General features: G+C 63.6%; 14 protein-coding genes. 11 read left to right on the top strand and 3 right to left on the bottom strand.

Annotated features, from left to right (window positions below; translation table 11 throughout):
- The first annotated feature begins 286 nt into the window (after positions 1-286).
- Positions 287-1,147, top strand: coding sequence for a ChbG/HpnK family deacetylase (locus ACR64R_RS16885; RefSeq protein ID WP_487357477.1), 861 nt, complete (start codon positions 287-289; stop codon positions 1,145-1,147).
- Positions 1,144-1,554 (top strand): GtrA family protein, encoded by a 411-nt coding sequence (locus ACR64R_RS16880; RefSeq protein ID WP_487357476.1) that lies wholly within the window; start codon positions 1,144-1,146, stop codon positions 1,552-1,554. Before ACR64R_RS16885 ends, ACR64R_RS16880 begins: the two co-directional genes overlap by 4 nt.
- On the opposite strand, the gene ACR64R_RS16875 is transcribed toward ACR64R_RS16880, so the two are convergent.
- The 3 genes from ACR64R_RS16875 to ACR64R_RS16865 all read right to left on the bottom strand — a co-directional run bounded on the left by ACR64R_RS16875 (position 1,555) and on the right by ACR64R_RS16865 (position 6,879).
- Positions 1,555-4,683 (bottom strand): efflux RND transporter permease subunit, encoded by a 3,129-nt coding sequence (locus ACR64R_RS16875; RefSeq protein ID WP_487357475.1) that lies wholly within the window; start codon positions 4,681-4,683, stop codon positions 1,555-1,557.
- Positions 4,680-5,834, bottom strand: coding sequence for an efflux RND transporter periplasmic adaptor subunit (locus ACR64R_RS16870; protein WP_487357474.1), 1,155 nt, complete (start codon positions 5,832-5,834; stop codon positions 4,680-4,682). The genes ACR64R_RS16875 and ACR64R_RS16870 overlap by 4 nt, the downstream gene beginning before the upstream one ends.
- Before the next feature lie 220 nt (positions 5,835-6,054).
- A complete protein-coding gene (locus ACR64R_RS16865) occupies positions 6,055-6,879 on the bottom strand; it encodes a MurR/RpiR family transcriptional regulator (RefSeq protein WP_487357473.1) in 825 nt (274 codons plus the stop codon).
- Between the two features lie 143 nt (positions 6,880-7,022).
- Here ACR64R_RS16865 and ACR64R_RS16860 point away from each other — a divergent pair, with 143 nt between their 5' ends.
- From ACR64R_RS16860 to ACR64R_RS16820, 9 genes are all read left to right on the top strand, one after another.
- A complete protein-coding gene (locus ACR64R_RS16860; protein ID WP_487357472.1) occupies positions 7,023-7,841 on the top strand; it encodes an N-formylglutamate amidohydrolase in 819 nt (272 codons plus the stop codon).
- Between the two features lie 19 nt (positions 7,842-7,860).
- Positions 7,861-9,417 (top strand): amino acid permease, encoded by a 1,557-nt coding sequence (locus ACR64R_RS16855; RefSeq protein WP_487357471.1) that lies wholly within the window; start codon positions 7,861-7,863, stop codon positions 9,415-9,417.
- Positions 9,418-9,504: 87 nt separating this feature from the next.
- Complete coding sequence (locus ACR64R_RS16850; RefSeq protein ID WP_487357470.1) at positions 9,505-10,875, top strand: glutamine synthetase family protein; 1,371 nt, start codon at positions 9,505-9,507, stop codon at positions 10,873-10,875.
- 127 nt (positions 10,876-11,002) lie between these two features.
- Entirely contained in the window at positions 11,003-12,391 is a 1,389-nt protein-coding gene (locus tag ACR64R_RS16845; protein WP_487357469.1) for an aldehyde dehydrogenase family protein, read from the top strand.
- A gap of 18 nt (positions 12,392-12,409) precedes the next feature.
- On the top strand, positions 12,410-13,582 hold the full coding sequence (locus tag ACR64R_RS16840) for an iron-containing alcohol dehydrogenase (RefSeq protein ID WP_487357468.1): 1,173 nt from the start codon (positions 12,410-12,412) through the stop codon (positions 13,580-13,582).
- Between the two features lie 244 nt (positions 13,583-13,826).
- A complete protein-coding gene (locus ACR64R_RS16835; RefSeq protein WP_487357467.1) occupies positions 13,827-14,933 on the top strand; it encodes an ABC transporter substrate-binding protein in 1,107 nt (368 codons plus the stop codon).
- Between the two features lie 63 nt (positions 14,934-14,996).
- Positions 14,997-15,911 carry an ABC transporter permease gene (locus ACR64R_RS16830; RefSeq protein ID WP_487357466.1) on the top strand — a complete coding sequence of 305 codons (915 nt, stop codon included), beginning with the start codon at positions 14,997-14,999 and terminating at the stop codon, positions 15,909-15,911.
- On the top strand, positions 15,908-16,699 hold the full coding sequence (locus tag ACR64R_RS16825; RefSeq protein ID WP_487357465.1) for an ABC transporter permease: 792 nt from the start codon (positions 15,908-15,910) through the stop codon (positions 16,697-16,699). Before ACR64R_RS16830 ends, ACR64R_RS16825 begins: the two co-directional genes overlap by 4 nt.
- 24 nt (positions 16,700-16,723) lie before the next feature.
- A complete protein-coding gene (locus ACR64R_RS16820; RefSeq protein ID WP_487357464.1) occupies positions 16,724-17,788 on the top strand; it encodes an ABC transporter ATP-binding protein in 1,065 nt (354 codons plus the stop codon).
- The last annotated feature ends 9 nt before the right edge of the window (positions 17,789-17,797 follow it).

Raw genomic sequence — 17,797 nt, 5'->3', positions numbered from 1 at the left:
TTCAATCTGATCGCGTTCTCCCTCGAAGGATTCACCTCATTTTCCGTGATCCCGCTACGCGCCATCAGCCTCGTCGGATTGCTGGCGGCATTTGCGGGATTGGCCTATGGCGTGAAGGTGCTCTTCGAGGTGCTGTTCTACGGCATCGCCGTGCCCGGCTATCCCAGCATCATGGTTGCCGTCGTGCTGCTGGGCGGTCTCAACCTGGCGCTGCTCGGCCTGATCGGCGAGTATATCTGGGTCACGCTCAGCGAAAGCAAGGACCGGCCCGTCTACATCGTGCGCGATGTCCTGCGCGGCGACGCCGAGCAGGTCGCCCCGGAAAATGACCCGGTCGATCCGACTGATTGCCGACGACTACGGGCTGGCGCCGGGCGTATCAGGCGCGATCCTCGAGCTTATCAAGTGTGGCCGCCTGACCGGAACCGGTTGCATGACGGGCTTTCCCGAATGGGAGGAGGCGGCGGCGCGGATAAGACCGTTTCGCGCAAGAGCGGCCGTCGGGTTGCATCTGACCCTCACTGACCAGACCGCGGCGACCGGTCCGTCGAGCCTCGCGCCAGACGGCAAGTTGCCAAAGCTCGCTTCCCTTGCGCTGCCGATGCGGCGCGGGCGTATTGACGAGCGGGACGTTCACGCCGAACTCGACGCCCAGTACGACCGCTTTGTCAATGCGCTGGATGGCGCGCCCGACTATATCGACGGACACCAGCACGTGCATTTCCTCCCCATGGTGCGAAGCTGGTTGCTGGCGCGTTTTGGGCGAAGCGCGCGCAAGCCGGCACTGCGAGGCGCGCCCGGACTTCCCGGCCTGGACGCGGCGGTGGCCAAGATCGCGGCGGTCGCCGCTCTCGCGGCGGGGTTCAACAGATCGATGCAACGGGCCGGCTTCAGCGTGATGACGCCGCTTTCCGGCATCTATGACTGGCGGCGGCCGGAAAGATTCGCTTCGACGTTGCGCGCGGCCGTCGACACCTTGCCGCAGCGAGGAGTGTTCATGTGCCATCCGGGCCATGTCGATGACATATTGCGCGCGCGAGACCCGATGCAGGCCGTGCGCGAGGTAGAATTCGCGGTACTTTCCTCGCGGGCTTTCGGCGACATCCTCGACAAGGCCGGAGTCCGCGTCATGGACAGCGGCGAATGAGCAATCCCGGCCAACCGCAACGTTCGACCGGCAACAAGATCGTTCGTTTCGCCTTGGTCGGGCTGGCCAACACCGGCATCGACCTCACTGCATTCTTCCTGTTGCTCAAGCTCGCGGTATCGGCCTTGGCCGCCAATTTCGGCGCCTGGTTCGTTGCGGTCCTCTTCTCCTTCGTGGCGAACCGCTCCTGGTCGTTCGAGCGTGACCCGGACATCCGGCTGCACCACTCCTTCCTGCGCTTCGTCTCGCTGGGAGCACTGATTTCACTTGGTGGCTCCAGCCTGTCGATCGCGGTTCTGGCAGGGGCGATCGGCGTCTGGCCCGCCAAGATCATCGGCGTCGTGGTCGCGGCAGTGCTGAACTTCCTGGCGGCCCGCTGGTCGATCGAAGGCCGGCTGCTGAGATAGCTACTCGGCCGGTTCGATATTCGCGTAGGCGGCTTCCTCGAGTTCGCGCTTCAGGCGCGCTTCCTCATGCGCCTTGGGCGTGACGAAGCGGCCAAGCAAGAGATAGGCGACAGGGGTCAGGAACAGCGTCGAGACGGTGGCCAGCCCGAGGCCGCCGACGATGACCCAGCCCAGCGCCACCCTGGCTTCCGCGCCGGCGCCCGAAGCCAGCACCAGCGGCACGCCGCCGAGCACGGTGCAGATCATGGTCATCATCACCGGGCGCAAGCGAATGGTCGAAGCCTGTTCGATCGCCTCGCGCACGCCCAGCCCCCGGTCGCGCAGCTGGTTGGCGAACTCGACGATCAGAATGCCGTTCTTGGCCATGACGCCGACCAGAAGCACCAGTCCGATCTGGCTGTAGGCATTGAGGCTGGTGCCCGACAGGAAAAGCGCGAAGATGGCGCAGGCCAGCCCCAACGGCACCGTCGCCATGATGATGACGGCGCTGACGAAACTCTCGAACTGGGCCGCCAGCACAAGCAGGATGATGACCAGCGCGAAGCTGAAGACGGCGATCATGGCGCTGTTGCTCTCGCCCAGGGTGGCGGCTTCGGCGATCGGCAGGATGCGGGCCCCGGATGGCAGCAGTGGCGCTGCGATTTCCTCGGCGCGGGTCAGCGCTTCGCCAAGCGCGAAGCCGCCGCCAAGGTTGGCGGTGATCGCGACGGAGGGCTGCTGCTGCTCGCGTGTCAGGGACGGCGGCACGGCGCGCTCGGTCAGCGTGGCGATGGTCGACATCGGTACGAAGCGACCGTCCTGCGTCTTGAGGAAGATGTTTTCCAGATCGGTCGGATCGTTGATCGGGTTGCTGGTCGAGACCAGCTTCACGCCATAGCTGCGGTCGGCGATGTAGACGTCGACGACATCGTTGCCGTCGAGCATGGCCTGCAGCGTGTCGGCGAGACCGGTGATGTCGATGCCGAGGTCCGAGGCGCGTTCGCGATCGATGGCCACGGCAAGCTGCGGCTGCGTCGGGTCGACGGAGAGGCGCGGCGTCTGGAAGCGCTGGTCCTTTCGCATCTCGTCGACGATCTTCACGGCCGCCTCGCTCAATGCCTTGCGGTCGTTGCCGACCAGCGCGAATTGCAGGCCGTTGCCGGCGCCGCGGATGCCGAGGCTGTTCGGCTGCACCGGAAAGACGCGCACGCTCGGCACCTGTTTCGCCAAGCGGCCGATGTCGGCCATGATCTCCTGCTGGCTGCGGCTGCGCTCGTCCCACGGCGCCAGCGTCATCACCATGAAGCCCGAATTGTAGGAGCCGTTGTTGCCGGCGTTCTCGAAGGTCGAGCGGATCTCGCCGGAATCGCGCAGCGGCTGGATCAGCCGCTCGATCTTGCGCATCTGCTCCGTCGTGTAGTCGAGGCTGACGCCTTGCGGCGCGTTGATGCGCAGCAGCACCACGGCGCGGTCTTCCGTCGGCGTGAGCTCCTGGCGGATGTTGCCGAACAGCGCAAACGCGGTGCCGACAAAGATCAGCGCGACCAGCACCACGATCCAGGGCGCGTCGAGGCAAAGATGCAGGCAGCGTTTGTAGAGGCCGTGCAGGGCGCCGCCAACGCGCGCGCCGATGCCGGTGCCGCCTTCCTGGTGAAGCGAGGCGCTGGTCAGCATGCGCGAGGCAAGCATCGGGCATAAGGTCAGCGCGACCACGCAGGAGAGCAGCACCGACATCGCCAGCACGAAGCCGAACTCGCGGAACAGGCCGCCGGTCTGTCCCGGCAGGAATGAGATCGGCACGAAGACGGCGACCAACGTCAGCGTGGTGGCGACGACGGCGAAGAACACTTCCTGGGTGCCCAGTACGGCAGCCGCGCGCGGCCCCATGCCTTCGTTGCGGCGACGCACGATGTTTTCCAGCACGACGATGGCGTCGTCGACGACGAGGCCGGTCGCCAGCACCAGCGCCAAGAGCGTCAGGATGTTGACGGAGAAGCCGGCGAGATAGATGGCGGCGATGGTGCCGATCATGGCGACGGGCATCGACAGGCCGGGGATCAGAGTTGCGCGCCAGTCGAGCAGGAAGGCGTAGATGACAATGAGCACGATCGAGACCGAGAGAGCCAGCGCGATCTCGACCTCGTGCACGGCGCCGTTGACGAAGACGGCATCGTCGCTGGTGACCTTGATCGACATGCCCGCTGGCAGAGTCTCTTGCAGCTTGGCGACGGCGGCCCTGACGCCGCTCGAGATATCCAGCGTGTTCGATTCCGCTTGGCGGATGATGCCGAGGCCGATGCCGGCCTTGCCGTCGGAGCGCAGTGTCGACTGGCCGATATCGGGCCCCAGCGTCACGGTGGCGACGTCGCGGATACGGGTCGTGCCGCCGATGACGATGTTCTCGAACTCCTCCGGCGTGGTTACGTCGGCGGTCGTGCGAACGATGAGGTCCTGATTGGTCGTGGTGATCGAGCCGGCAGGGGAATCGAAGGCGACCGAGGCGAGCGCTGTCCTCAGATCGGCAACGGTGAAGCCCTGGCTCGCCAGCTTGTTCTGGTCGACATCGATGCGGAAGATCTTGTCGCGGTCGCCGGACACCTGGACGTCGGCGACACCCGGCACCGCTGCAAGGTCATCCTCGATGCGGTCCTGCACGAACACCGTCATATCCTGAACCGACATGGTGTCCGAGGTGACGGCCAGCCGCATCACCGGATCGGAATTCGCGTCCGCCTTGACGATGCGCGGAGCATCGGCGGTGTTGGGCAGCTGGTTGGTGATCCGGCTGACGGAATCGCGCACGTCGGAGGCCGCGACATTGAGGTCGACGCCGTCGTTGAATTCGATGGTGACCCGGCTCTGGCCGAAGGAGGAATTGGACGAGATCGACTTGACGCCGGAGACGCGCGCGACCGCGCCTTCGATCGCGTCGGTCAACTCGCGGTCTACGGTTTCGGCGGCCGCGCCCTCGAAGGTGGTGTTGACGGTGATGACCGGGCGGTCGACATCCGGCAATTCGCGTATCTCGACGCCCCAGAAGGCGGCAAGTCCGGCAACCGCGATCAGCGTGTTGAGCACGAAGGCCATGACCGGCCTGCGGATGAAAAGCGCGGTCAAGCCCGATCCGTCGGCGGTTTCGCCGACGCTCATGAGCCTTCGGCCTCGGTGGCGCGATCCTCGCCGGCGATACGGACGTCGCCGCCTTCGCTGACGCTCTGCGTGCCTTCGGTCACCACCATGTCGCCGCTCACGAAGGGAGCATCAATGAGAACCGTCTCGGTGTTTCGCTGTATGACGCGGACAGGAATGCGCTTGGCTTTGCCTTCGGCGACGGCCCAGACATAAGCGCCATTGGTCCCCCATTGGATGGCGAGAGGGCTGACGGCCGGATAGGTCTCACCGGGGAACCGCATGCCGATCTGGAAGGACATGCCGGCGCGCAGCGAATCGGCGGGATTGGCAATCGTGGCCTTGACGAGCAGTGTGCGGCTGTTCTCGTCGATATGGTTGTCGATGGCCGAGACGGTGCCGGCATAGACCTGGTTGGGGTTGGCCAAAGGCGTAGCCGAGAGCTGGGCGCCGACCTTGATCGCCGCGGCGAAGCGTTCCGGCACCCAGAAATCGACCAGAATACTGGAACGGTCGTCGAGCGTGGCGATCGCCGACTGGCTGGTGACATAATTGCCGGCGGCGATCGGCAGGATACCAACAGTGCCATCTATCGGCGCCACGATCGAGCGGCGCTCGAGTGCGAGTTCGGCGTCGCGTAGCGCCAGCCTGGCGTTGGCGAGCGTTACCTCGGCATCGGCGACGGCGACCGGCGTGGCCGCGTTGGAAGCCCTCAGCGACTTCACCCGGTCGAGCTTGGATCGCGCATCCTCCACCGTCAACTGGGCGCGGTCCCGGGCGATCACTTCCGTCTCGGAATCGAGCCTGCCGATGACGTCGCCCTTCCGGACATGCGTGCCGGAGTGGACCAGGAGCTCAGTGAGGCGGCCGGACGAGTATGGGTTGACGGTGACGGTCGCGTTGGCGCGGCCGGTGCCGATCGCCTGCAGCCTGTCATTGATGGTGGCGGTGCCGACCGGCGAAGCGACGATCGACACAATCTGACCGGCACGGTTGCCCCCGGAGGGGCCAAGGCCGCTTGCGGTGCGCTTCGCGGGAGGTGTCGCGGCGACGGCCCAGTCCATTCCCCAACGCGCCAAGGTCTGAGGCGCGCCAGGATAAAAGCGCGCCCAGGCGGCCACGGCGGCGACCAGAATCATAAGCGCTGCAACAATCTGTTTCCAGCTCGACATCGACACTCCAGCGGCGGAACCCGTCTGCCGAACCAGAAGGAAGCAGGCCAGACAACGATACGGGCTGGGGGCGAAAACCGGCCACGCCACACCCCGGTATCAGCGTTTTATGGCAATTATCACGCAATCGTGCACATTAAATCTCGGTAACGTGAAGTCCGGCGGGGTACCGATCCCTGCGTTCTGCCGGAATTACCAGGCGGCAAACCGCTCCCGTTGGCTAGCGCAAGTTCTCCAGGTCGCGGATGCGCTTGGCGCCGGCTGCTTCCAACTGCCTCGTCACAGCGGCGATCAGCGTCTCGGCGACGACGAAGATAGCGGCCGATGAATCCCAGGCTGAGGGCACGGCGGTGCGCCCGGCGATCACATGGCGGGCGAAGCGGGCGATCGGCGAGAGCCACTGGTCGGTGAAGAGGATGATCTGCACGCCACGCTGATGCGCCTTCTCGGCAAAGCGGACGAGACTTTCCTGGTAGCGGCGGATGTCGAAGATCACCAGCACGTCGCGCTTGCCCATGTCGATCAGGCGGTCGCGCCAGATGCTCTCCTGGCCGGCGAGGTGATAGACATCCGGCTGGATAATGGCGAGGTGGGCGGCCATGTAGCGCGCCAGCGGATCGGTAAAGCGGCCGCCTATCAGGAAGGTCTTGCCGCGCCGCTCGGCCAGTCGCGCGGCGATATCGGAGAGCTGTTTGTCGGTGAGGTGCCGGAAGGTCTCGCGCATATTGTCGAGCGTCGCCTCCAGCATCGGCGAGGCGGCGCCGCCGGCCGAGCCTGGATTGAGTGTGCGCGAAGCCGGCGATTGCAATTGCGCCGCCAGCTCATCCTGCAGCGCCGACTGGAATTCGGGGTAATTCTGGAAACCGAGCCTGGCGACGAAACGCAGGATCGTGGGCGAGGACACGCCGGCCGCGGCCGAAAACTCGGCGACGGTCTTCAGTCCGGTCAAAGGATAGTTGGCAATCAGCGTCTGGGCGGCTCGGCGCTCGCCGGCCGGCATCGCGCCGATACGGTCCGAGATCAGTTCGGCAATGCTGGAAACCATGGTTTTCCCCTACCCGTCGACCCGCCGCCGCCGTTTTCCCGAATTCGCGTTTGACAAAGCCGTTCAAACTGTATGAAATCATTCACAGGGACGCAATGAGACAAAATCCGTAACATAAGATACAGCGTCCTGCAGGGGACGATATGGAGAAAGCTCGGCCCGTCAGCCTTGCACCGTCTGAGACCGTACGGGTGACCAACCCCGGCGGATCCAGCCCCTTCGTCTTCACCTGCGACCACGCTTCCAATTTCCTTCCCGCCGAGTTCGGAACCCTTGGCCTGCCGGCGGCGGATCTTTCCCGCCATATCGCCTGGGACCCGGGAGCGCTTCCCGTCGCCAGCCGCATGGCCCAGGCGCTCGACGCCACGTTGATCGAGACCCGCGTCTCGCGACTCGTCATCGACTGCAATCGTCCGCTCGACGCGCCCGACCTCGTTCCGCCGGTCAGCGAGGCGACAGCCATTCCCGGCAATTCGGGCCTGTCCGACAAGCAGCGCGCCGCGCGGGTCGACCTTGCCTGGCGCCCGTTCCACGACACGATCGCCGGGATCATCGACCGGCGGCTGGCGCGCGGCCAGGAGACGCGGCTGGTTTCGGTGCACTCCTTCACGCCAGTCTACAAGGGCAAGAGCCGGCCCTGGCATATCGGCATCATCCATGATGACGATCGCCGGCTGGCGAAGCCCCTGGTCGCGGCCTTGCAGCGGCTGGCCGGCGTCACCGTCGGCGTCAACGAACCCTATTCGCCGGCCGACCGCGTTTATTTCACGCTGGAGCGGCATGCACGTTCGCGCGGCCTCGCCTGCGCGATGATCGAAATCCGCAACGACGAAATCGCCGGTGAGACCGGGCAGCGGAGATGGGCGGATCTGCTCACGGGCATATTTTCGAATCTGGAGCCCGAGGAGGCCAGGGGCTCCCGACAAAGCGCAACGGGAAAGTCAGTACAATCGGCCAGCTAAGAAATTAAGGGGACTTCACATGGCAGCACCGGGTTATACAGACGCCGACAAGGCGGAGGACGTAAAACACCTCCACAGCATGGGCTATGCCCAGGAATTGGAGCGGCGCCTCAGCCGCTTTTCGAATTTCGCGGTTTCTTTCTCCATCATCTGCATCCTATCCGGCGGCATCAATTCGCTGGCGCAGGCGACCTCGGGCGCAGGCGGCATCGGTATCGGTATCGGCTGGCTCGTCGGCTGCTTTGTCTCGCTCACCTTCGCGGTCGCCATGTCGCAGATCAGCTCGGCCTATCCGACGGCGGGCGGCCTCTATCATTGGGGTTCGATCCTCGGCAATCGCGGCACCGGCTGGGTGACGGCCTGGCTCAACCTGCTCGGCCTGATCACCGTGCTTGGTGCCATCAATGTCGGGACATGGACCTTCTTCATCGGCGCCTTCGGACCTGCGCTGGGAATTGACGGTTCACTGACCAATCAGATGATCTTCCTGGTCGTCGTCACAGGCCTCCAGGCGCTGATCAACCACCTCGGCATCAAGCTGACGGCAAAGCTGACGGACTTCTCGGGCTACCTGATCTTCTTCGGGGCAATCCTGATCGCCGTCGTCTGCCTGATCTCGGCCGAACACTGGGATTTCAGCCGCCTCTTCACCTTCCACAACTACTCGGGCGACGCCGGCGGCGGCGTGTGGCCGTCAGTCTCGAACGCCTGGGTGTTCGCGCTTGGCCTGCTGCTGCCGATCTATACGATCACCGGCTACGATGCCTCCGCGCATACCTCGGAGGAGACCATCAAGGCGGCCTCCTCCGTGCCGCGCGCGATGGTGATGTCGGTCATCTGGTCGGCCCTGTTCGGCTACCTGTTCCTGGCCGCTTTCGTGCTGATGATCCCGAACATGGACGACGCTGCCAAGCAGGGCTGGAACGTGTTCTTCTGGGCTTTCGACCAGCGCGTGGGGACCGGCGTCAAGGAGTTCGTCTACCTCGTTGTGTTCGTTTCCCAGCTGCTCTGCGGTCTTGCCACCGTCACCTCGGCCTCGCGCATGATCTTCGCCTTCTCGCGTGACGGCGGCCTGCCGGGCTCGGCGGCGCTCGCCAAGGTCAGCCCGACCTACCGCACGCCGGTGTCGGCGATCTGGACCGCCTCGATCCTGTCGGTCCTGTTCGTCTGGGGTTCCTCGGTGGTTTCGGTCGCCGGCACCTCGGCCTATACGATCGTGGTGTCCTGCACCGTCATCTTCCTGTTCCTCTCCTTCACCGTGCCGATCGTGCTCGGCATGATGGCCTGGGGAACGCCGAAGTGGGACAAGATGGGGCCGTGGAACATGGGACGCGGAATCTTCATGCTCTTTGCCTTCTTGTCGATCGTGTCGATGATCCTGATCTTCGTCATCGGCATTCAGCCGCCGAACGACTGGGCGCTCTACATCACCGTCGGCTTCTTCATCCTGACGGCGATCGTCTGGTTCGCCTTCGAGCGCAACCGCTTCCAGGGGCCGCCGCTCGGCGACATCATCGCGGCACGCCAGGCGGCGATCAAAGCGGCCGAACAGGCGGTCGGCGAGACTGGCCACTGAACCTTCGCTTCACGACCATGGCCGGCGTCGCGCCGGCCATGGTTTCGTCTCTCCCTTTCAATCGACAAGTGTTGGAGTGCCAAAGGAATGGCCGGGAATTTCTCGTTCGATCAGTTGAAGAAAGCGGTCTCGAACGGCGAGATCGACACGGTGCTGGCCTGCATCGTCGACATGCAGGGCCGGCTCGCGGGAAAGCGCTTCCTGGCCCAGTATTTCGTGGATTCCGCGTATGGCGAGACGCATGGCTGCAACTATCTGCTGGCTTGCGATATCGATATGGAGCCGGTGCCGGGCTACAAGGCTGCGAGTTGGTCGAAGGGTTATGGCGATTTCGTCATGAAGCCCGATCTGTCGACGCTGCGGCGCATTCCGTGGTTGGAAAAGACGGCGCTGGTCATCTGCGACGTTCTCGACCATCACACGCATGAAGATCTTGGGCACTCGCCCCGCGCCATCCTGAAGAAGCAGGTCAAGCGCCTGCAGGAACGCGGCTATATCGGCTATTTCGCCTCCGAGCTCGAATTCTATCTGTTCAGCGAAACGTACGAATCCGCGCGCAAGAAGCACTGGCAGGGGCTCGACAGCGCTTCGCCGTATATCGGTGACTACCAGATCGGCATCACCACCAAGGAAGAAGGCGTGATGCGCAGGCTGCGCAACGAGATGGAAGCCGCCGGCATCCCGATCGAGAACTCCAAGGGCGAGTGGGGACCAGGCCAGGAAGAGATCAATGTACGCTACGCCGAGGCGCTCGACATGGCCGACCGCCACGTCATCCTGAAGAACGGCGCCAAGGAGATCGCCGATTCCGAGGGCAAGGCCATTTCCTTCATGGCCAAGTACAATTACGGGCTCGCCGGCAATTCCAGCCACATCCACAATTCGCTGTGGAGCGCCGACGGCAAGACGCCGCTGTTCTTCGACAAGAAGGCCGAGTGGACGCTATCCACTCTCGGTCGGCAATGGGCGGCCGGACAGCTCAAATACGCCAAGGAGTTCACCTGGTTCTTGGCGCCCTACATCAATTCCTACAAGCGTTTCCAGGCCGGCACCTTCGCGCCGACCAAGATCATGTGGAGCGAGGATAATCGCACGGCCGGCTTCCGGCTCTGCGGCGAGGGCACCAAAGGCATCCGCATGGAGTGCCGTATCGGCGGCGCCGACCTCAATCCGTATCTCGCCTTCGCGGCTCTGATCGCGTCCGGCCTCGCCGGCATCGACGAGAAGCTGGAATTGCAGAAGCCCTTCGTCGGCGACGCCTACCAGGCCTCGCGGCTGCCGGAGATTCCGAAGACGCTGCGCGACGCCACCGAGACGCTGGCCAAGTCCAAGATGCTGAAGCAGGCTTTCGGCGATGACGTGATCGAGCACTATGTGCACACCGCCCGCTGGGAGCAGTTCGAATACGACCGCCGCATCACGGATTGGGAACTGCACCGGGGCTTCGAGCGGTACTAGAACGCGGCAAGCGCCGGCCCTGCCTCTCACCCCTCCCCGTTTACTTCACGGGGAGAGGGTGCCGGCAGGCGCATGAGGGCAGCAACGTGCCATGTAATTTTCGACTGTTGTAAACTGCGAGGAAGAAATGACCGAAACGGTCAAACTCAAATCCCCAATCGACGGCTCGATCTATGCCGAGCGGCCGGTCGCGACCGACCAGGCGATCAACGCGGCGGTGGAGCGCGCGCGGGCGGCGCAGGAGAAATGGGCCGAGACGCCGATCGCGGAGCGCGGCAAATACATGCTGGCGATGCTTGAAGCGCTGGTCGCCATGAGCGACGAGATCGTGCCGGAGATCGCCTGGCAGATGGGGCGGCCGGTGCGCTACGCCGGCGAGTTCGGCGGCGTCAAGGAACGCACCAGCTACATGGTCGAGATCGCGGAGCAGGCGCTGAAGCCGGTGCCGGCCTCCAATCCGAAGGACGGGTTTCGCCGCTATGTGAAGAAGGTGCCGCTGGGCGTCGTGATGGTCATCGCGCCGTGGAACTATCCCTATCTCACCGCGGTCAACACCATCGTGCCGGCGCTGATGGCCGGCAGCGCCGTAATCCTCAAGCACGCGGCGCAGACGCTGCTCGTCGGCGAGCGCTTCCAGCAGGCTTTCGACAAGGCTGGGCTCCCGAGGGGCCTGTTCCAGAACCTCGTCATGAACCATACCCAGACCGAGAAGCTGCTCGGCTCAGGCAAGATCGACCATGTCAACTTCACCGGATCGGTCGGCGGCGGCCGCGCCATCGAGAAGGCGGCTGCCGGCACCTTCATGACGCTCGGCCTCGAGCTTGGCGGCAAGGATCCGGCCTATGTGCTGCCCGACGCCAAGGTGGAGCACGCGGTCGCCAATCTGGTCGACGGGACCTTCTACAATTCCGGTCAGTGCTGCTGCGGCATCGAGCGGATCTACGTGCACGAGAAGGTCTATGACGAGTTCGTCGAGGGCTTCATTGCCGAGACGAAGAACTATGTGGTCGGCAATCCGCTGGATCAGGCCACCACCATGGGACCGATGGCGCAAGCGCGCTTTGCCGACCTGATCCGCGAGCAGAAGGCCGAGGCGCTGCGCAAGGGCGCCACCGCGCACATCAACATGAAGGTCGAGAATGACAAAGCCGGCTCGCCATATCTGGCGCCGGAGGTGCTGACCGAGGTCGACCACCAGATGAGCGTCATGCGGGAGGAAAGTTTTGGCCCGATCGTCGGCATCATGAAGGTGCGCGACGACCAGGAGGCGATCGCGCTGATGAATGACAGCCCCTATGGGCTGACTGCCTCGATCTGGACGCGCGACACCGAGCGCGCGATTGCGATCGGCGACCGCGTCGAGACCGGAACGGTGTTCATGAACCGCTGCGACTATCTCGACCCTGCGCTGGTCTGGACCGGCGTCAAGGACACCGGCAAGGGCGCCGCGCTCTCTGCCATCGGCTACGACAATCTGACCCGCCCGAAATCCTACCACCTGCGCGAAGCAATCTGACTTTTTGAAAGACAAGCCATGTCCAAGCTCATCTCCAAATGGAACTACCCCACCACCGTCCGCTTCGGCGCAGGGCGCATCAAGGAATTGCCGGAGGTGCTGGCCGCCACGGGCATCAAACGGCCGCTTTTCGTGACCGATCCGGGACTGGCGAAGCTGTCGGTCGTCGCCTCGACGCTGAAGATCCTCGACGATGCCAAGATCCCGTACGGCGTCTTTTCGGAAGTGAGGCCGAACCCGGTCGAATCCAATCTGACCGCCGGCATCGTCGTGTTCAAGAAGGGCAAGCATGACGGTGTCATCGCCTTCGGCGGCGGCTCGGCGCTCGACCTCGGCAAGCTCATCGCCTTCCAGGCCGGGCAGACACGGCCGGTATGGGACTTCGAGGACATCGGCGACTGGTGGACGCGGGCCAATTCGGACGCGATTGCGCCGATCATCGCGGTGCCGACCACGGCGGGCACGGGCTCGGAGGTTGGCCGGGCCGGCGTCATCACCAATGAGGAGACACACACCAAGAAGGTCATCTTCCATCCGAAGCTTCTGCCGGCAATCGTCATTGCCGACCCGGAACTGTCAGTCGGCATGCCGCCCTTCATCACTGCCGGCACCGGCATGGACGCGCTGGCGCACTGCCTGGAGGCCTATTGCGCGCCGGGCTATCACCCGATGGCCGACGGCATCGCGGTGGAAGGCATCCGGCTGGTGTTCGAGAACCTGCCGAAGGCCTTCGCCAACGGCAAGGATCTGGTCGCGCGCGCCCATATGATGAGCGCGGCGGCCATGGGCGCCACCGCTTTCCAGAAGGGGTTGGGAGCTATCCATTCGCTGTCGCATCCGATCGGCGCGCTCTACGACACCCATCACGGCATGACCAACGCGGTGTTCATGCCCTATGTGCTGGCGTTCAACCGCGAGGCGATCGAGGACCGCATTGCAAGGCTCGCCGCCTATTGCGGCATCAGGGGCGGATTCGACGGCTTCGCCAAGGCCATAATCAAGCTGCGCAAGGAACTTAAGGTGCCGCACACCCTGCCCGGTCTGATCAAGGGGCTCAACATGGACAAGAAGCGCAAGACACTGATCGCCGACATGGCGGTCGTCGATCCGACGGCTGGCGGCAACCCTGTGAAACTCACCAAGAAAGCAGCGTTGACGCTGCTCGAAAATGCCATCGCCGGCTCTGTTTGAGAGCCGGCTTCACTGCCGAGGATTTGAAAAAGGTAACACTCGAGGAAAAGGGAGAGGGGGCAAAAATCAAGGCAGCTAACCATTAGCCGGAAAATTAAGTGCGGGCTAATTGCTACAGTCCGTTAAAAAGAGTTAACTTTTTTAGCTGTGGGGCTCCGGTTTCAAAAAGCCTTCATCTGGCTGTCACACGAAAACGATACCCGCATCGCAGGCGCCCAGCGCGCCAGTTCAACGGAGAGAACATATGTTCAAGTTCACGGGGAAAGTGCTTTCCCTTTCGGCCGCGGCGCTCTTTGCGTCGACGGTGATTTCGTCCGCGGATTCGATGGACGATCTCGTCAAGGCCGCGAAGGCTGAAGGTCAGCTCACCACCATCGCGCTTCCGCATGACTGGTGTGGCTACGGGGCAGTGATCGACGGTTTCAAGGCTAAGTATCCTGGGATCACCGTCAACGAACTCAATCCCGACGCCGGCTCGGGCGACGAGGTCGAGGCGATCAAGGCCAACAAGGACAACAAGGGCCCGCAGGCGCCCGACGTCATCGACGTCGGCCTGTCCTTTGGTCCGACCGCCAAGAAAGACGGCCTGCTGATGCCTTACAAGGTATCGACCTGGGACTCGATCCCGGACAGCGCCAAGGACGCCGATGGCGCCTGGTACGGCGACTATTACGGCGTGCTCTCCTTCCAGGTGAACAAGGACCTGGTCAAGCAATCGCCGACCGACTGGGCTGACCTGCTGAAGCCGGAGTTCGCCAACTCGGTCGCCCTCGCCGGTGACCCGCGTGCTTCGAACCAGGCCATCCAGGCCGTCTATGCCGCGGGCCTTTCCGGTGGCGCAGCCGCTGGCGAAGCAGCAGGCACCGCTGGTCTCGACTACTTCAAGAAGCTCAATGCAGCCGGCAATTTCGTGCCGGTCATCGGCAAGACGGCGACGCTCGCCCAAGGCCAGACGCCGATCCTCGTCACCTGGGACTATAACGCGCTTTCGGGCCGCGACACGCTGAAGGGCAACCCGCCCGTCGATGTCATCGTGCCGAAGACCGGCGTCGTCGCCGGCGTCTATGTGCAGGCGATCAGCGCTTACGCGCCGCATCCGAATGCCGCGAAGCTGTGGATGGAATACCTCTATTCCGACGAAGGCCAGATCGGCTGGCTGAAGGGCTACTGCCACCCGATCCGCTTCAATGATCTCGCCAAGAACGGCAAGATCCCCGCGGACGTGCTGGCCAAGCTGCCGCCGGCGGAGTCCTATGCTTCCGCCGTGTTCCCGTCGCTCGACGAGCAGGGCAAGGCCAAGGAAACCATCACCAAGAACTGGGACGCCGTCGTCGGCGCCAATGTGAAGTAACAGGGTGATATCGGCCGGGCGACCCTCGCCGCCCGGCCTCGTTCCCAAAACGGTAGCCGGCGCATGACCGATCTCTCGCTCTCCAACAAGGCAATTGCGGGAAAGACCGCGCCGCCAGCCGAGGCACGAAGCCTGCGGCTGCCGACGCAGTGGCTTGGCGTCACGCCGTTCTTCGTCTTCGCCGTGATGTTCCTGATCCTGCCCACCCTCTACCTGATGCTGGGCGCCTTCCAGAACGAAGCGGGCGAATTCACCTTCGCGAACATCGTCGCGCTTTTTTCGGCCAACATTGTTGCCGCCTACTGGATTTCGATAAAGGTTAGCCTGGCGTCATCGCTGATCGGCGCCTTCGCAGGCCTTGCTATCGCCATCGCCATCGTGCGCGGCGGGCTGCCTGACTGGATACGTTCGGCGACGCTGACCTTCTCCGGCGTCGCATCCAATTTCGCCGGCGTGCCGCTCGCCTTCGCCTTCATCGCGACGCTTGGGCGGCTCGGTCTCGTCACGGTCTTGCTCAACACGCTGGTTGGCCTGAACCTCTATGCGCATGGCTTCAACCTGCTGTCATTCTGGGGGCTGACGATCACCTATGTGTACTTCCAGATCCCGTTGATGGTGGTTATCATCGTGCCGGCCATAGACGGCTTGAAACGGGAATGGGGCGAGGCCGCCGCGACGCTCGGCGCCACCCAGGCGCAATATTGGCGCATGGTGGTCATTCCGGTGCTTTGGCCGAGCTTCCTCGGCACTGTCATCCTGCTCTTCGCCAACGCCTTCGGAGCAATTGCAACCGCCTACGCCCTGACCGGCTCGTCGCTCAACATCGTTCCGATCCTGCTCTATGCGCAGATCCGCGGCGATGTGCTGCATAATGCCCATCTGGGCTATGCGATCGCCTTCGGCATGATCTTCATCACAGGCCTTGCCAACATCTTCTACATCTGGTTCCGGACGCGCTCGGAGAGGTGGCTGAAATGAAATCCGGCAGGTTCTGGGCCTGGGTCGTCTTCATATTGGGCGCGGCCTATTTCTTCATCCCGCTGATCGCGACAATCGAGTTCTCGCTGCGCATGCGGCGCGGCGTCTACTCCTTCGACGCCTACAAGGTCGTGCTGGGCGACAGCCAGTTCCAGGCGACCTTCCTGTTTTCCGTGATCGTTGCCATCTTCACCATCCTGCTCGGTGTGCTGATCGTCGTGCCCACGGCATACTGGATCCGCCTTCGCCTGCCGCAACTCAGGCCCATCGTGGAGTTCATCACGCTGTTGCCGCTGGTGATCCCGGCCATCGTCATCGTCTTCGGCTATATCCGGATGTACGGCTCGAATTCGCCGCTGCCATTCCTGGGGTCCAACCTGGGAGCCAACGCGCTGCTGGTGATCGGCTACGCGGCGCTTGCTTTGCCTTACATGTACCGGGCCGTCGACACCGGTCTTCGCACCATCGACGTGCGCACGCTGACTGAGGCCGCGCAGATCCTGGGGGCAGGGTGGGGCACGATCATCACTCGGGTGATTCTGCCCAACGTGCTGATCGCTGTGTTGTCGGGCGCGTTCCTCACCTTTGCCATCGTCATAGGTGAATTCACCATGGCCAGCCTGCTCAACCGCCCGGCCTTCGGCCCGTACCTGCAGAATTTGGTGGCCAACCGGGCCTATGAGCCGGCAGCGCTGTCCATCATTGCGTTCATAATAACATGGGGCTGCATGTCACTGATTCAGATACTGTCGCGCTTCGCGCCGAGATCGGCGAGCCGTCCCAATTGAGCGAAAAGCACTGAAAGAAAAGCCATGGCCGAGCCGTTCCTCTCCATCCAGCATGTGCGAAAATCCTTCGGCGCCACAACAGTGGTCGAGGACTTCAATCTCGATGTCGCGCCCGGCGAGTTCGTCTCCTTCCTCGGCCCTTCCGGCTGCGGCAAGACGACGGTGCTGCGCATGGTCGCCGGTTTCGAGGAGCCGTCGGCCGGCAAGATCGTCGTCGGCGGCAAGGACATCACCAGGCTGAAGCCCAATCAGCGCAATGTCGGCATGGTGTTCCAGGCCTACGCGCTGTTCCCGAACCTGACCGTGGCGCAGAACATCGCCTTCGGGTTGAAGGTAGGCGGCATGCCCAGGGCGGACGCGGACAGGCGCGTCGCCGAGATGCTCGACATGATCAAGCTGCCGCAGATGGCCGATCGTTATCCCTACCAGCTTTCCGGCGGCCAGCAGCAGCGCATCGCATTGGCGCGCGCCATCGCGCCCAAACCAAAGCTCTTGCTGCTCGACGAGCCCCTGTCGGCGCTCGACGCCAAGGTGCGCGTATCGTTGCGCGAGGAGATCCGTTCGATCCAGAAGAAGCTCGGCATCACCACCATCTTCGTCACCCATGACCAGGAAGAGGCGCTGTCGATATCCGACCGCATCGCTGTGATGTATGGCGGCAGGGCCGAACAGGTCGGCACGCCGTTCGAGATCTACAACCGGCCGGCAACCAAGTTCGTCGCCAATTTCGTCGGAACGCTCAACGTGCTGGAAGGCAAGGTCACCGACGCCGCCATGGGCACGGTGCAGGTCAACAACCAGGAAGTCTCGCTCAAGGGCAAGCTCAACGGCTCCAAGTCCGGCGATACGCTGTCGCTGGCGCTGCGGCCGGAAGCGATTTCGCTGGGGCGGCAACCCGGCCATGACGCCAGCCTGTCGGGGGAAATCGCCGAAGTGCATTTCCTCGGCTCGGTCATCCGCGTGCGCGTCGGCGTCGGCGGCAACACGGTGTCGCTCGACACTTTCAACAACTCGACCACGCCGCCGCCGGCCGTGGGCGACAAGGCGGACATTTCCTTCTCATCGGGCGACATGCTGGTTCTGCATTAGACCATGGGC

It is taken from the genome of Mesorhizobium sp. MC2-1-1 (assembly GCF_057597255.1).
Note: the sequence above shows the minus strand (reverse complement) of the source record. Positions and strands in the feature narration are given on the sequence as shown.

Coding starts and splice junctions, on each gene's coding strand:
- ACR64R_RS16885 (WP_487357477.1), top strand. CDS start 287: ATGTCCTGCGCGGCGACGCCGAGCAGGTCGCCCCGGAAAATGACCCGG.
- ACR64R_RS16880 (WP_487357476.1), top strand. CDS start 1,144: ATGAGCAATCCCGGCCAACCGCAACGTTCGACCGGCAACAAGATCGTT.
- ACR64R_RS16875 (WP_487357475.1), bottom strand. CDS start 4,683: ATGAGCGTCGGCGAAACCGCCGACGGATCGGGCTTGACCGCGCTTTTC.
- ACR64R_RS16870 (WP_487357474.1), bottom strand. CDS start 5,834: ATGTCGAGCTGGAAACAGATTGTTGCAGCGCTTATGATTCTGGTCGCC.
- ACR64R_RS16865 (WP_487357473.1), bottom strand. CDS start 6,879: ATGGTTTCCAGCATTGCCGAACTGATCTCGGACCGTATCGGCGCGATG.
- ACR64R_RS16860 (WP_487357472.1), top strand. CDS start 7,023: ATGGAGAAAGCTCGGCCCGTCAGCCTTGCACCGTCTGAGACCGTACGG.
- ACR64R_RS16855 (WP_487357471.1), top strand. CDS start 7,861: ATGGCAGCACCGGGTTATACAGACGCCGACAAGGCGGAGGACGTAAAA.
- ACR64R_RS16850 (WP_487357470.1), top strand. CDS start 9,505: ATGGCCGGGAATTTCTCGTTCGATCAGTTGAAGAAAGCGGTCTCGAAC.
- ACR64R_RS16845 (WP_487357469.1), top strand. CDS start 11,003: ATGACCGAAACGGTCAAACTCAAATCCCCAATCGACGGCTCGATCTAT.
- ACR64R_RS16840 (WP_487357468.1), top strand. CDS start 12,410: ATGTCCAAGCTCATCTCCAAATGGAACTACCCCACCACCGTCCGCTTC.
- ACR64R_RS16835 (WP_487357467.1), top strand. CDS start 13,827: ATGTTCAAGTTCACGGGGAAAGTGCTTTCCCTTTCGGCCGCGGCGCTC.
- ACR64R_RS16830 (WP_487357466.1), top strand. CDS start 14,997: ATGACCGATCTCTCGCTCTCCAACAAGGCAATTGCGGGAAAGACCGCG.
- ACR64R_RS16825 (WP_487357465.1), top strand. CDS start 15,908: ATGAAATCCGGCAGGTTCTGGGCCTGGGTCGTCTTCATATTGGGCGCG.
- ACR64R_RS16820 (WP_487357464.1), top strand. CDS start 16,724: ATGGCCGAGCCGTTCCTCTCCATCCAGCATGTGCGAAAATCCTTCGGC.